The organism is Rhodoferax sp., assembly GCF_039922535.1.
Taxonomy (GTDB): Bacteria; Pseudomonadota; Gammaproteobacteria; order Burkholderiales; family Burkholderiaceae_C; genus Rhodoferax_B.
In genome coordinates, this window is sequence record NZ_JBDTEM010000401.1 from 1 (window position 1) to 13,587 (window position 13,587).

Annotated in this window: 12 protein-coding genes; 11 read left to right on the forward strand and 1 reads right to left on the reverse strand. The window is 62.8% G+C overall.

Annotated features, from left to right (window positions below; translation table 11 throughout):
* Nucleotides 1-130: 130 nt before the first annotated feature.
* The 5 genes from ABI213_RS18970 (at nucleotide 131) to ABI213_RS18990 (ending at nucleotide 4,046) form a co-directional block, all read left to right on the forward strand.
* Entirely contained in the window at nucleotides 131-529 is a 399-nt protein-coding gene (locus tag ABI213_RS18970) for a VOC family protein (protein WP_348007408.1), read from the forward strand.
* 72 nt (nucleotides 530-601) lie between these two features.
* Nucleotides 602-1,222: a tat (twin-arginine translocation) pathway signal sequence gene (locus ABI213_RS18975; protein ID WP_348007409.1), complete on the forward strand. Its 621-nt coding sequence runs from the start codon at nucleotides 602-604 to the stop codon at nucleotides 1,220-1,222.
* Nucleotides 1,223-1,272: 50 nt separating this feature from the next.
* Entirely contained in the window at nucleotides 1,273-2,841 is a 1,569-nt protein-coding gene (locus ABI213_RS18980) for a GMC family oxidoreductase (RefSeq protein WP_348028242.1), read from the forward strand.
* Between the two features lie 57 nt (nucleotides 2,842-2,898).
* Nucleotides 2,899-3,237, forward strand: coding sequence for a ribbon-helix-helix domain-containing protein (locus tag ABI213_RS18985; RefSeq protein ID WP_348005571.1), 339 nt, complete (start codon nucleotides 2,899-2,901; stop codon nucleotides 3,235-3,237).
* Between the two features lie 119 nt (nucleotides 3,238-3,356).
* Nucleotides 3,357-4,046 (forward strand): VIT family protein, encoded by a 690-nt coding sequence (locus ABI213_RS18990; RefSeq protein ID WP_348028243.1) that lies wholly within the window; start codon nucleotides 3,357-3,359, stop codon nucleotides 4,044-4,046.
* An 88-nt stretch (nucleotides 4,047-4,134) separates the two neighbouring features.
* Here the strand turns inward: ABI213_RS18990 and ABI213_RS18995 are convergent, their stop codons facing one another.
* Complete coding sequence (locus ABI213_RS18995) at nucleotides 4,135-4,770, reverse strand: GntR family transcriptional regulator (RefSeq protein WP_348005569.1); 636 nt, start codon at nucleotides 4,768-4,770, stop codon at nucleotides 4,135-4,137.
* 97 nt (nucleotides 4,771-4,867) lie between these two features.
* Between ABI213_RS18995 and scpA the strand changes: the two genes are divergently transcribed.
* The 6 genes from scpA to ABI213_RS19025 all read left to right on the forward strand — a co-directional run bounded on the left by scpA (nucleotide 4,868) and on the right by ABI213_RS19025 (nucleotide 13,452).
* Nucleotides 4,868-7,048, forward strand: coding sequence for a methylmalonyl-CoA mutase (gene scpA / locus ABI213_RS19000; RefSeq protein WP_348028244.1), 2,181 nt, complete (start codon nucleotides 4,868-4,870; stop codon nucleotides 7,046-7,048).
* Entirely contained in the window at nucleotides 7,045-8,097 is a 1,053-nt protein-coding gene (gene meaB / locus ABI213_RS19005) for a methylmalonyl Co-A mutase-associated GTPase MeaB (RefSeq protein WP_348005195.1), read from the forward strand. Before scpA ends, meaB begins: the two co-directional genes overlap by 4 nt.
* Nucleotides 8,073-9,605 carry an acyl-CoA carboxylase subunit beta gene (locus tag ABI213_RS19010; RefSeq protein WP_348005194.1) on the forward strand — a complete coding sequence of 511 codons (1,533 nt, stop codon included), beginning with the start codon at nucleotides 8,073-8,075 and terminating at the stop codon, nucleotides 9,603-9,605. Before meaB ends, ABI213_RS19010 begins: the two co-directional genes overlap by 25 nt.
* A 281-nt stretch (nucleotides 9,606-9,886) precedes the next feature.
* The gene (locus tag ABI213_RS19015; RefSeq protein WP_348005193.1) at nucleotides 9,887-11,947 is read left to right on the forward strand and encodes an acetyl/propionyl/methylcrotonyl-CoA carboxylase subunit alpha; all 2,061 of its coding nucleotides are present in this window, start codon (nucleotides 9,887-9,889) and stop codon (nucleotides 11,945-11,947) included.
* A gap of 9 nt (nucleotides 11,948-11,956) precedes the next feature.
* Nucleotides 11,957-12,979 carry a biotin synthase BioB gene (bioB, locus tag ABI213_RS19020; protein ID WP_348005192.1) on the forward strand — a complete coding sequence of 341 codons (1,023 nt, stop codon included), beginning with the start codon at nucleotides 11,957-11,959 and terminating at the stop codon, nucleotides 12,977-12,979.
* A complete protein-coding gene (locus ABI213_RS19025; RefSeq protein WP_348005191.1) occupies nucleotides 12,976-13,452 on the forward strand; it encodes a VOC family protein in 477 nt (158 codons plus the stop codon). Before bioB ends, ABI213_RS19025 begins: the two co-directional genes overlap by 4 nt.
* Nucleotides 13,453-13,587: the final 135 nt, after the last annotated feature.

The following is a 13,587-nucleotide window of genomic DNA, read 5'->3' on the forward strand; positions in this document are numbered from 1 at the left end:
TTCCGAGGGGCATTTTCTGGTCCTGGGAGGCGGCAGATTTAGCCGTTTATTACCTGACCGAGGGGCGGCAGGCCTAGAGTCAAAGCCTGTTTCATCCATGGCTTCCCTACGACCCCTTCACAAGGCCTGCATGGCAAAAATCATCCACAGCATGGTGCGTGTACTCCACCTGGACGCATCTCTTCAGTTCTACGCCGACTGCTTCGGCCTGCTGCCCGCGCACCGGCTGGACTTTGCCAGCTTTTCCTTGGTGTACCTGCGCAACGTGGAGAACGATGCCGAGATCGAGCTGACCTGGAATCGCGACCGCACCGAGCCCTATACCCATGGTGACGGCTATGGCCATGTAGCCGTGTGCGTAGCCGATGCCGTGGCCGACCGAGCGCGGCTGCTGGCGTTGGGCTACAGCCCGCTGGACATCAAAGAGTTCAAGGCCGACGACGGCACGCTGATCGCCCGCTATTTCTTCATCCAGGACCCGGATGGCTACAAGGTGGAGGTGCTTGAACGCCACGGCCATTACCAGTAACCAGTAGCGCGCAACCGATTTCCCGGTACAGAGTGAGTTAGCCAAAAAAACGACCCCCACAAGGAGACAACGATGCAAGTTATCAAGATCACGCCCGCGGCAGCAAGCTGTGGCGACGACAGCGGTGAAGTGCCGCGCCAAAACATCCCGCTGACCCGGCGCAGCCTGTTGCGCGGTAGCGGCCTGCTGCTGGGCACCCTGGTGGCGGGCAGCACGCTGTCGCTGCTGGCCCCGTCCCGCGCCTGGGCGGTCGAGCTGACCACCTTGACCAGCGCCGAAGGCAGCAGTTTGTTGAAGATGGGCCGCGTGCTGTATCCGCATGCCAAGCTGCCCGACGCGGTGTACGCGCTGCTGGCCAAAGACCTGGATGCCGGGGCCTCCAAAGACCCGGCCAAGCTGGAGCTGCTGCGCAGCGGCATTGCCAGCCTGGACACGGCGGCGGGCGGCCACTTTGCCAAGGCCAGCGCCGCCAAGCAGCTGGAGATCGTGAAAGGGCTGGAAGGTACGCCGTTTTTTGCCACCGTGCGCGGCCAGTGCGTGACCTCGCTGTACGACAACGACATGGCCTTTGCTGTGCTGGGCTACCCCGGCTCGTCGTGGGAGAAGGGGGGCTACATCACCCGTGGTTTCCAGGATTTGAAGTGGTTGCCAGCACCCAGCCTGGAAGCCAGCCCACCCCCGTGGTTCGGCTGATGTCCACTGCGTTCAACCCCCTACATCCTCGGACATCTTAGGAAATAAAAATGGCAAATATTGACTTCAATGACGACAGCGTGGTCGTCATCATCGGATCGGGCGCGGGCGGCGGCACGCTGGCCCATGAGCTGTGCATCCAAGGCGTGAAAGTGGTGGTGCTGGAGGCGGGCGCGATGCAGTCGCAGTCCAGCTACATCAACGACGAATGGAAGTCGTTCAGCCAGCTCGCCTGGCTGGACAAACGCACCACCTCGGGCAGTTGGCGCGTCGCCAAAGACTTTGCGGGCCTGCCCAGCTGGATCTGCAAAACCGTGGGCGGCACCACGACCCACTGGGCCGGTGCCTCGCTGCGCCTGCAAGACCACGAGTTCCGTGCCAAAACCCACTACGGCGAGCTGGTGGGCGCAAATCTGCTCGACTGGCCCATCACCCTGCAAGAGCTGGAGCCGTTCTACGCCAAGGCCGAGTTCAAAATGGGCGTGACGCGCACCAACGGCATTCCCGGCCTGCCGGGTAACAACAACTTCAAGGTGCTCAACGCCGGGGCCACCAAGCTGGGCTACAAGCAGGTGCATACCGGCAACATGGCCATCAACAGCCAGCCGCGCGATGGCCGGGGGCGCTGCATGCAGCTGGGTTTTTGCTTCCAGGGCTGCAAATCGGGGGCCAAGTGGTCTACCTTGTACGTAGAAATTCCCAAGGCCGAAGCCACCGGCAACCTGGACTTGCGGCCCCAGTCGCATGTGTCTCGCATCGAGCACAACGACCAGGGCAAGGCCAGCGGAGTGATCTACTTCGACAAAGACGGCAAAGAGCAGCGGCAAAAGGCCCGCATCGTCTGCGTGGCGGGCAATTCGATCGAAACGCCGCGCTTGCTGCTGCTGTCGGCTTCCACCCTGTTCCCCAACGGGCTAGCCAATTCCTCTGGCCAGGTGGGCCGCAACTACATGCACCACCTCACCGGCACGGTCTACGGGGCCTTCAAAAACCCGGTGCACATGTACCGCGGCACCACCATGGCGGGCATCGTGCGCGACGAGGCTGTGCACGACACCAAGCGCGGCTTTGTCGGTGGCTACGAGCTGGAAACCCTGTCGCTGGGCGTGCCCTTCATGGCGGCGTTTTTGAACCCCGGCGGCTGGGGCGCAGACTTCACCTGGTGGATGGACCGCTACACCCACATGGCGGGCATGTGGATCGTGGGCGAAGACATGCCGCGCGAAACCAACCGCGTGACGCTGAACATGGATGTCAAAGACCAGTGGGGCAACCCCGTGCCCAATGTGCATTTTGACGACCATTACAACGACATCGCCATGCGCAGCCATGCCTTTACCCAGGGCGAGCGGGTCTACCAGGCGGCCGGAGCTATCCGCACCTTCCGCACACCGCCGTATCCGTCTACCCACAACCTGGGCACCTGCCGCATGAGCGCCAACGCCCGCGACGGCGTGTGCAATAAATGGGGCCAGACGCATGACATCGCCAACCTGTTTATCTCGGACGGCAGCCAGTTCACCAGTGGCGGGGCCGAGAACCCCACGCTGACCATCGTGTCCCTGGCGATCCGGCAGGCGGGCTACATCACCCAGCAAATGACGCAGAAGGCGATTTAGTGCCATGCTGCGGGGCTGGCTAAAAACCGGCCCTGCTAAAAACAAAAGGAGACAAATATGTGTTCTGTCTACGTCAGTGCCGACCCGATCCAGTACGAGGCCCGCACCCGCTCGCTGCGCATTCACAATGTGCTGACCACCATCCGGCTGGAAAATCTGTTCTGGGATGTGCTGGCCGAAATTGCCGGGCGCGAGGGTAAAACCACCAACCAGATGATCACCACCCTGCACGAGGAGCTGACCGCTCTGCGCGAAGAGAACGGTAATTTCACCTCGTTCCTGCGGGTCTGCTGCCTGCGTTACCTGTCGCAGCCGGGGCGGGAATTTGCGGTTTCGGAGCGTCCGGCATTGATGCCGACGGTGTTGCCTGCGGCGCCCAGCCTGCTGCGGCACTGAGGTTTTGGGCGGTGAATAGTGGCAGCAGGAAGTGCATAAGACCCTGGCCGGGTATGCTGCGGATGGGGCCTTCAGGCCATTGGCGCGCCATTCGCCTTACTTTTCAGAGAAGACCTTTAATGCGGCATATCGAGCGACACAGAACACAACACATAGGCTGGCTGCGCGCTTCCGTGCTGGGTGCCAACGACGGTATCGTCTCCACGGCCAGCCTGATCGTCGGTATTGCTGCCGCCCAGGCCAGCCACGGCAGTATTTTGGTGACCGGCGTGGCCGGGCTGGTAGCCGGTGCTATGTCGATGGCGGCGGGGGAGTATGTGTCGGTGTATTCCCAGGCCGATACCGAGCAGGCGGACCTGGCGCGCGAACGGGCCGAGCTGGCCGCCGACCCGGATGCAGAGCGTCGCGAGCTAACCGCCATCTATGTAGGCCGTGGCCTGTCGCACCACCTGGCTTCTCAGGTGGCTGAACAACTTTCGGCGCACGACGCCATCGGTGCCCACGCCCGCGACGAACTGGGCATCTCTGCAGTGGTAGCTGCGCGACCGCTCCAGGCCGCTTTGGCATCTGCGGGCAGCTTTGCCTTGGGAGCAGCCTTGCCGTTGGCAGTGACCGTTGTGGCACCCGCGCCCAACCTGATTGCCTGTATCGCCGTGACCTCATTGCTGTTCCTGGCTGTGCTGGGTACGGTGGCTGCGCGGGTTGGCGGGGCCAGCCCGGTACTGGGTGCCTGGCGGGTGACTTTCTGGGGTGCGCTAGCCATGGGCGTGACTGCCGGTGTGGGCAGCATCTTTGGTGCGGTTGTCTAAATCCATAGCAGCTAACGCCCTATACATCAGCACATGAGGCCCGAATTGCCCTCAACTTGGATGGGCGCTTTGGATGGGCCCGCCCGCATCAGGCAGCGGCAGCCAGGCCGTTCTGGAAGTGCTCCAGCATGCGCTGCGTGGCTACCGGCGCATCTTGCGCCTGTAGCGCCGCCATCAGCGCGCGGTGTTCGCGCAGCGACTCCAGGATGCGCCCCGACTTCAGCAGCGAGTTATGGCGGTTGAGCTTCATCACCTTGCGCAAATCGGCCACCATCTGGTCGCGCCAGCGGTTGTTGGCAACGGCTAGCAGGCGCATGTGGAAGCGCTCGTTGATGGAAAAAAACAGTTCGCGGTCGCCCACGGCGGCTTCCAGCTCGGCATGGATGGCCTGCAAATCGGCCAACTGCTCGGGCGTGGCGCGTTCGGCCACCACCCCGGCGGCATCGGATTCCAGCAGGCCCAGCAGGTGGTAGACATCGGCCAGGTCGGTCTCGGACACCTCGGTCACATAAGCACCGCGCCGCACCTTCATGGTCACCAGGCCCTCGGTGGACAGCACCTTCAAGGCTTCGCGCAGGGGCGTGCGGCTGATGCCGTATTCCTCGGCTAACTTGAGTTCGTCGATCCAGCTGCCGGGCTCCAGTGTGCGGTCAAAAATGCGCTGGCGCAGCAGCTCGGCAACTTCTTCGTACAGTGCGCGGGGGGTAAGTGTGGTCACGGCCATATTCTAAATTCTAAGCGACTTAAATAATTCTGAATTTATAATTATGGATGCATTAAACTCTGTTGCAACGCAGCAAAGCCCCGTCCAAAGTACCGATATGAGCCATACAGAACCTGAATTCAGCCCCGCCAGCCTGGCAGATTGGGCCAAAGCCGCTGCCAAGTCGGCCCCGGGTGGCGACGTATCGGCGCTGGACTGGCATACGCCCGATGGCATCACCGTCAAGCCGCTGTACACCGCCGCAGACACCGCCGACCTGCCGCACACCAACACCTTGCCCGGTTTCGCCCCCTACATCCGCGGCCCGCAGGCCACCATGTACGCGGTGCGCCCCTGGACCATCCGCCAGTACGCGGGTTTTTCCACCGCCGAAGAATCCAACGCCTTCTACCGCAAGGCCCTGGCTGCTGGCGGTCAGGGTGTGAGCGTGGCGTTTGATCTGGCCACCCACCGCGGCTACGACAGCGACCAGCCGCGCGTCACCGGCGACGTGGGCAAGGCGGGCGTGGCCATCGACAGCGTGGAGGACATGAAGATCCTGTTCGACCAGATTCCGCTGGACAAGGTGAGCGTGTCGATGACCATGAACGGCGCGGTGCTGCCGGTGCTGGCCGGCTACATCGTGGCGGCCGAAGAGCAGGGCGTGAGCCAGAACCAACTCAGCGGCACCATCCAGAACGACGTGCTCAAAGAGTTCATGGTGCGCAACACCTACATCTACCCGCCCGGGCCCAGCATGCGCATCATTGGCGACATCATTGCGTACACGGCCGAGCACATGCCCAAGTTCAACTCGATCAGCATTTCGGGTTACCACATGCAGGAAGCCGGGGCCAACCAGGCCTTGGAGCTGGCCTTCACCCTGGCCGACGGCAAGGAATACGTCAAAACCGCACTCGCCAAAGGCCTGGACGTAGATGCCTTCGCGGGCCGCCTGAGCTTCTTTTGGGCCGTGGGCATGAACTTCTACCTGGAAGTCGCCAAGATGCGCGCCGCGCGCTTGCTGTGGTGCCGCATCATGCAGGGCTTTGATGCCAAAAACCCCAAGAGCCTGATGCTGCGCACCCACTGCCAAACCAGCGGCTGGAGCCTGACCGAGCAAGACCCGTACAACAACGTGGTGCGCACCACCATCGAGGCCATGGCCGCGGTGTTTGGCGGCACGCAAAGCCTGCACACCAATAGCTTCGACGAAGCCATCGCCCTGCCCACCGAGTTCAGCGCCCGCATCGCCCGCAACACCCAGCTCATCATCCAGGAAGAAACCCACATCACCACCGTGATCGACCCCTGGGCCGGTAGCTACATGATGGAAAAGCTAACCCAGGACATGGCCGACGCCGCCTGGAAGATCATCGAAGAAGTCGATGCCATGGGCGGCATGGTGAAGGCCGTGGACAGCGGCTGGGCCAAGCTGAAAATCGAAGCCGCCGCCGCCGACAAGCAGGCACGCATCGACAGCGGCAAAGACGTGATCGTCGGGGTCAACAAGTACAAGCTCAAGACCGAGGATGCCATCGAAACCCGCGACATCGACAACGTGGCCGTGCGCGACGGACAAATCGCCCGCCTGCAAAATATCAAGCAAAAACGCGACTCCGCGCAGGTAGCATCTGCGCTGGCAGCTATCACTTCTGCAGCACAAAGCGATGGATTGGGAAGCACCGCAAGCGGTGCGGGCAACCTGCTGGCCCTGAGCATCATCGCCATCCGCGCCCGCGCCACCGTGGGTGAAGTCAGCGACGCGCTGGAAAAAGTCTATGGCCGCCACCGCGCCGACACCCAAATGGTCACCGGTGTCTACGCCGCCGCCTACGACAGCGCCGAAGGCTGGGAGGCCTTGAAGTTGGAAATAGCCGCATTTGCCGAACAGCAAGGCCGCCGCCCCCGCGTGATGGTCAGCAAACTAGGCCAGGACGGCCACGACCGCGGGGCCAAGGTGATCGCCACTGCCTACGCCGACCTGGGCTTCGACGTAGACATGGGCCCGCTGTTCCAGACCCCCGAGGAATGCGCCCGCCAGGCGATTGAAAACGACGTGCACGCCGTGGGTGTCAGTACCCTGGCCGCAGGCCACAAAACCCTGGTGCCCGCCATCATCGCCGAGCTCAAAAAGCAGGGCGCGGACGACATCATCGTGTTTGTGGGCGGCGTGATTCCCCGGCAGGATTACGAGATGCTGTATGAGGCGGGGGTAAAAGGCATTTACGGGCCGGGCACGCCGATTCCGGCCAGTGCCAAGGATGTGCTGGAGCAGATCAAGAAGGCCTGTAAGTGACACCTGCCCAGCTGGTGCAGGCAGTGCGTGCGGGCGATGCCGCCGCCCAGCGCCGCGCCATCGCCAAGTCCATCACCCTGCTCGAATCCACCCGCGCCGACCACCGCTTGCAGGCGGATGCTCTGCTAACGGCACTGCTGCCGCACACCGGAAAATCGTTCCGCCTGGGCATCAGCGGCGTGCCGGGCGTAGGCAAATCGACGCTGATCGAGGTGCTGGGGCTGCACCTGATCGGCCTGGGCCACCGGGTGGCGGTGTTGACCATCGACCCGTCCAGCACCGTGTCCGGCGGCTCCATCCTGGGCGACAAGACGCGGATGGAAAAGCTGTCCGTACACGAACGCGCCTACATCCGCCCCAGCCCCAGCAGTGGCACGCTGGGCGGTGTGGCCGAGAAGACCCGCGAGGCCATGCTGGTCTGCGAGGCGGCGGGTTACGACGTGGTAATTGTGGAAACCGTGGGCGTAGGCCAGAGCGAGACGGCGGTGGCGGGCATGACCGACATGTTTGTGTTGCTGCAGCTGCCCAACGCAGGCGACGACCTGCAGGCTATCAAAAAAGGCGTGGTGGAGCTGGCCGACCTGGTGCTCATCAACAAGGCCGACATTGACCCCCTGGCGGCCCAGCGCGCCCAGTTGCAAATGACCGCTGCCATGCAGTTGCTCGGCTTGTTTGCCGCCCATGACGATGCCCATTGGCGGCCCCAGGCTTTAACGCTCAGCGCGCTGGCGGGCCAGGGCATTGGCGGCTTTTGGGCCGCCGCGCTGCAATTCCAGTGCCTACAGACCGCCAACGGCCTGTGGGCCACCCGCCGCCAGCAGCAGTCGCTGGCCTGGATGTGGGAGCGCGTGGACGCGGGCCTGAAGCTCGCCTTTCGCCAGCACCCCCAGGTACAGGCCCTGTTGCCGCAGATGCTGGCCGACGTGGTGGCAGGGCAGATCGCACCGTCCACTGCAGCACGAAATCTGCTGCTAGCGCATATTCCACCTGCACAAGAAGCTATCAATAACGGAGCAATCATCCCATGCAAGACATCCTCGAACAGCTAGAAGCCAAGCGCCAGCAAGCCCGCATGGGCGGTGGCCAAAAGCGCATTGACGCGCAGCACGGCAAGGGCAAGCTGACGGCCCGCGAGCGCATCGAGCTGCTACTGGACGCGGGCACGTTTGAAGAGTGGGACATGTTTGTCGAGCACCGCTGCACCGACTTCGGCATGCAAGACAACAAGATCCCCGGCGACGGCGTGGTCACCGGCTACGGCATGATCAATGGCCGCCTGGTGTTCGTCTTCAGCCAGGATTTCACGGTGTTTGGTGGCGCACTCAGCGAGGCCCATGCCGAGAAGATCTGCAAAATCATGGACCAGGCGATGAAGGTGGGGGCACCCGTCATCGGCCTGAACGACTCTGGCGGTGCGCGCATCCAGGAGGGCGTGGCCAGCCTGGGCGGCTATGCCGACGTGTTTTTGAAGAACGCCATGGCCAGCGGCGTGGTGCCGCAGATCAGCATGGTGATGGGGCCCTGCGCCGGTGGTGCGGTGTACAGCCCGGCCATGACCGACTTCATTTTCATGGTCAAGGACAGCAGTTACATGTTCGTCACCGGCCCCGAGGTGGTTAAAACCGTGACCCACGAGGAAGTGACCGCCGAGCAACTGGGCGGAGCCATTACCCACACCACCCAGAGCGGCGTGGCCGATCTGGCGTTTGAAAACGACGTAGAAGCGCTGCTGATGCTGCGCCGCCTGTACAACTACCTGCCGCTGAATAACCGCGAAAAAGCCCCGGTGCGCAAGAGCGGCGACCGCGCCGACCGCATGGACTTCAGCCTGGACACCCTGGTGCCCGAAAACCCCAACAAGCCCTACGACATGAAGGAGCTGATCGCCAAGACCGTGGACGATGGCGACTTCTTCGAAATTCAGCCCGAGTACGCCAAGAACATCCTCATCGGCTTTGCCCGCATGGAGGGCCAGACCGTGGGCATCGTGGCCAACCAGCCGCTGGTGTTGGCGGGTTGCCTGGACATCAAGAGCTCGGTCAAGGCGGCCCGCTTCATCCGCTTCTGCGATGCCTTCAACATCCCCGTCATCACCTTTGTCGACGTGCCCGGCTTCATGCCCGGCACCAGCCAGGAATACGGCGGCATCATCAAGCACGGTGCCAAACTGCTGTTTGCCTACGCCGAGTGCACGGTGCCCAAGGTGACCGTCATCACCCGCAAGGCCTACGGCGGTGCCTACGACGTGATGGCCTCCAAGCACCTGCGCGGCGATGTCAACTTCGCCTGGCCGAATGCCGAAATTGCCGTGATGGGGGCCAAGGGTGCGGTGGAAATCATCTTCCGCGAAGACAAGGGCGACCCGGCCAAGCTGGCCGCCAAAGAGGCCGAATACAAAGCCCGCTTTGCGAACCCGTTTGTGGCGGGTGCGCGGGGCTTTATTGACGACGTGATCCTGCCGCATGAGACGCGCAAGCGGATTTGCCGTTCGCTGGTGATGCTGGCAAGTAAAAAGGTGGAGAACCCTTGGCGCAAGCACGGGAATATTCCGCTGTGAATCTGCTCTGCGCCGCTGGGGGGATGCCGGAGTGGGCTGTCTGGACGCTTTGCTGCGTGTCCCCCGGCCTGCGGCCTCCTCCTTTACCTCCGCAAAACGTCCAGAAAGCCCGCTCCTCAATCGGCTTGGGTGGACGCAAGCACTTTCGTAGCAATGGGTGCGGTGTGTCTGCCGCAGCGAAGTAAAGGCGGAGCCCGCAGGGCGGGGGACATGAGCGGAGGCAGATACGCCGCGTCCGTTGCGGATTCCGCCCCAATGAATTGAAAAGATAGGACAAGACCATGTTTACCAAAATTCTGATCGCCAACCGCGGTGAAATCGCCTGCCGCGTGATCCTCACCGCCCGCAAAATGGGCATTAAAACCGTGGCCGTGTACTCCGATGCCGACAAGGAAGCCCGCCACGTGGCGTTGGCCGACGAGGCGGTGCACATCGGCCCCGCGCCCAGCCGCGACAGCTACTTGCAGGCCGACAAAATCATCGCCGCCTGCAAGGCCACCGGCGCGCAGGCGGTGCACCCCGGCTACGGCTTCTTGAGCGAAAACGCCGGTTTTGCCAAGCGGGTGGAAGAAGAGGGCATCGTCTTCATCGGCCCCAAGCACTATTCCATCGCCGCCATGGGCGACAAGATCGAATCAAAAAAGCTAGCTGCTGCCGCAGGTGTGAACTGCATTCCGGGCGTAAATGATGCGATAGAAACGGCCGAGCGGGCCGTCGAAATCGCCCAGGGCATTGGCTACCCGGTCATGATCAAAGCCAGCGCGGGCGGCGGTGGCAAGGGGCTGCGGGTGGCGTTCAACGACAAAGAGGCGCTGGAAGGCTTTACTAGTTGCCGCAACGAGGCCCGCAACAGCTTTGGCGACGACCGGGTGTTTATTGAGAAGTTCGTCGAAGAGCCCCGCCACATCGAAATCCAGCTGCTGGGCGACAGCCATGGCCATGTGATTTACCTCAACGAGCGCGAATGCTCCATCCAGCGCCGCCACCAGAAGGTGATCGAAGAAGCGCCGTCGCCCTTCATCACCGACGCCACCCGCAAAGCCATGGGCGAGCAGGCCGTTTTGTTGGCCAAAGCGGTCAAATACCAAAGTGCGGGCACGGTGGAGTTTGTGGTCGGCAAGGACCAGAGCTTTTACTTTCTAGAGATGAACACCCGCTTGCAGGTAGAGCACCCGGTGACCGAGTGCATTACCGGCCTGGACCTGGTGGAGCTGATGATCCGGGTGGCTGCAGGCGAGGCGCTGCCGCTGACCCAGGCCGAGGTGAAACGCGAAGGCTGGGCGATAGAGTGCCGCATTAATGCCGAAGACCCGTTCCGCAACTTTTTGCCCTCTACCGGTCGCCTGGTGCGCTTCCAGCCACCCAAAGAGACCATGTTTGCCTCGGACACCGCGCATTGGCAGGGCGTGCGTGTCGATACCGGCGTGCAGGACGGCGGCGAAATACCGATGTTTTACGACTCGATGATCGCCAAACTGATCGTGCACGGCACGGACCGGCTGGACGCGATTGCCAAGATGCGCGAGGCGCTGAACGGCTTTGTGATCCGCGGCGTGAGCAGCAATATCCCGTTCCAGTCGGCGCTGCTGGCGCACCCCAAGTTTGTGGCGGGTGACTTCAACACCGGCTTCATCGCCGAAAACTACGCGGCAGGTTTCCACGCCGAAGACGTGCCGCACGACGACCCCGACTTCCTGGTGGCGCTGGCCGCCTTTGTGCACCGCCGCTACCTGCAGCGGGCCAGCGGCATCAGCGGCCAGGTGGCCGGGCACGAATTTGAGGTGGGCGAGGCCTTCACCGTGGTGTCTCTGGGCGCAGGCGGCAAAACCGTGCACACCCCGGTGACTGTGGTGGATTTTCAAGAAAAAACGGGCTCCAGCGCAGTCTACATCGGCGCAAGTAGCTATCAATTTTGTAGTAACGCACGCCTGGGTGGGGTCCGCATCCACGGCACCTGCAACGGCGCGCCGTTCACCGCGCAGGTGGAGCGTGGCGGTGTGGGTGGGGCGAACAAGAACCCGCTGGCGCTGCGCATAGCCCATAACGGTCGCCAGCTTGATGCCCTGGTGCTGACACCCCGCGCCGCCGCGCTCTACGCCCTGATGCCGTTCAAGGCGGCCCCCGACATGAGTCGCTTTGTGCTGTCGCCCATGCCCGGTTTGTTGGTCGATGTGGCGGTGGTGGCGGGCCAAAAAGTGCAGGCAGGCGAGCGGGTTGCGGTGATCGAGGCCATGAAGATGGAAAATGTGCTGTTTGCTGTCCATGATGGCGTTGTGGATGCCGTGCTGGCCACTAAGGGAGAATCGCTCTCCGTAGACCAGCCCATTATTCGATTTGTATAAGAAGCACGTATGAATACCCAGACCCTTGAAAAGCCCGTCACCCTGCACCGCTCGGCTCCCAAACCCGTTGCCAACACCGACGAGCACTGGCCGCTGGCCGATGTCGAGGCGCTGTTTGACCTGCCGTTTCTCGACCTGATGCACCGTGCGCAAACCGTGCACCGCGAAAACTTCCCCGCGGGCGACGTGCAACTGTCCACCTTGCTGTCCATCAAAACCGGTGGCTGCCCCGAAGACTGCGGTTACTGCCCGCAGTCGGTGCACTACGACACGGGGGTCAAGGCCACCAAGATGCTGGGCGTGGACGTGGTGGTCGCCGCCGCCAAGGCCGCCAAAGAGGCTGGCGCGACCCGCTTTTGCATGGGCGCGGCCTGGCGCAGCCCCAAAGACCGTGACGTGGACAACGTGGCCGAGCTGGTCAAGGCCGTGAAGGCGCTGGGCATGGAAACCTGTGCCACGCTGGGCATGCTGGAAGACGGCCACGCCGCCCAGCTCAAAGACGCGGGCCTGGACTACTACAACCACAACCTCGACACCGCCCCCGACTTCTACGGCGACATCATCGACACCCGCGTCTACCAGGACCGGCTGGACACGCTGGACCGCGTGCGCGGCGCGGGCGTGAAGGTGTGCAGCGGCGGCATCGTCGGCCTGGGTGAAACCCGGGCCCAGCGCGCCGGGCTCATCGCCCAGTTGGCCAATCTGCAGCCCAGCTACCCCGAGTCCGTGCCGGTCAACAACCTGGTGCGCGTAGAAGGCACTCCGCTGGCCGATACACCGCCGCTGGATCCGCTGGAGTTTGTGCGCGTGATCGCCGTGGCCCGCATCACCATGCCCACCACCCGCGTGCGCCTGTCCGCCGGTCGCCAGCAAATGGGCGAAGCCGTGCAGGCCATGTGCTTCATGGCCGGTGCCAATTCCATCTTTTACGGCGACAAGCTGCTGGTTACCGGCAACCCCGACGTGGAGGCCGACCGCAGCCTGTTGGCCAAGCTGGGTCTGCCCACCAGCGGCATGCTGGCGAACGCATGACGCGTCCCTTCAAGGTCTTGGGCATCCAGCAAATCGCCATTGGCGGGCCGGACAAGCAGCGCTTGCGCACGCTGTGGGTGGACATGTTGGGGCTGGAAGTCACCGGCAACTTCGTCAGCGAGCGCGAGAACGTGGATGAAGACATCTGCGCTATGGGCAGCGGCCCGTTCAAGGTCGAGGTCGATTTGATGCAGCCGCTAGACCCCGACAAAAAGCCCGCCGTGCACACCACGCCGTTGAACCACGTCGGCCTGTGGATCGACAAGCTGCCGGTGGCCGTGGAGTGGCTCACGGCCCAGGGCGTACGTTTTGCCCCTGGGGGCATCCGCCAAGGTGCGGCGGGGTTCGACATTTGCTTTTTGCATCCCAAAGCCAACGCCGAGTTTCCGATTGCCGGGGAGGGTGTGCTGGTGGAACTGGTGCAGGCACCTCCCGAGGTGACGGCAGCGTTTGCACGATTGGCTAGCTATTAATTAGGTAGCTTCTTGTGCAGGCGGAATAAGCGGCAGTGGCCTAAAAGACCTCTAAACCTTGCCGACGGGATGGGTGTTGGTGAGGTCGATGGCTGTGCGCAGCATTTCGGCCATGCCTTCGCCGTCGTCATCGGC

Bases quoted from the DNA above. Each gene is read 5' to 3' on its own strand.
- ABI213_RS18970 (WP_348007408.1), top strand. From the start codon at position 131: ATGGCAAAAATCATCCACAGCATGGTGCGTGTACTCCACCTGGACGCA.
- ABI213_RS18975 (WP_348007409.1), top strand. From the start codon at position 602: ATGCAAGTTATCAAGATCACGCCCGCGGCAGCAAGCTGTGGCGACGAC.
- ABI213_RS18980 (WP_348028242.1), top strand. From the start codon at position 1,273: ATGGCAAATATTGACTTCAATGACGACAGCGTGGTCGTCATCATCGGA.
- ABI213_RS18985 (WP_348005571.1), top strand. From the start codon at position 2,899: ATGTGTTCTGTCTACGTCAGTGCCGACCCGATCCAGTACGAGGCCCGC.
- ABI213_RS18990 (WP_348028243.1), top strand. From the start codon at position 3,357: ATGCGGCATATCGAGCGACACAGAACACAACACATAGGCTGGCTGCGC.
- ABI213_RS18995 (WP_348005569.1), bottom strand. From the start codon at position 4,770: ATGGCCGTGACCACACTTACCCCCCGCGCACTGTACGAAGAAGTTGCC.
- scpA (WP_348028244.1), top strand. From the start codon at position 4,868: ATGAGCCATACAGAACCTGAATTCAGCCCCGCCAGCCTGGCAGATTGG.
- ABI213_RS19010 (WP_348005194.1), top strand. From the start codon at position 8,073: ATGCAAGACATCCTCGAACAGCTAGAAGCCAAGCGCCAGCAAGCCCGC.
- ABI213_RS19015 (WP_348005193.1), top strand. From the start codon at position 9,887: ATGTTTACCAAAATTCTGATCGCCAACCGCGGTGAAATCGCCTGCCGC.
- bioB (WP_348005192.1), top strand. From the start codon at position 11,957: ATGAATACCCAGACCCTTGAAAAGCCCGTCACCCTGCACCGCTCGGCT.
- ABI213_RS19025 (WP_348005191.1), top strand. From the start codon at position 12,976: ATGACGCGTCCCTTCAAGGTCTTGGGCATCCAGCAAATCGCCATTGGC.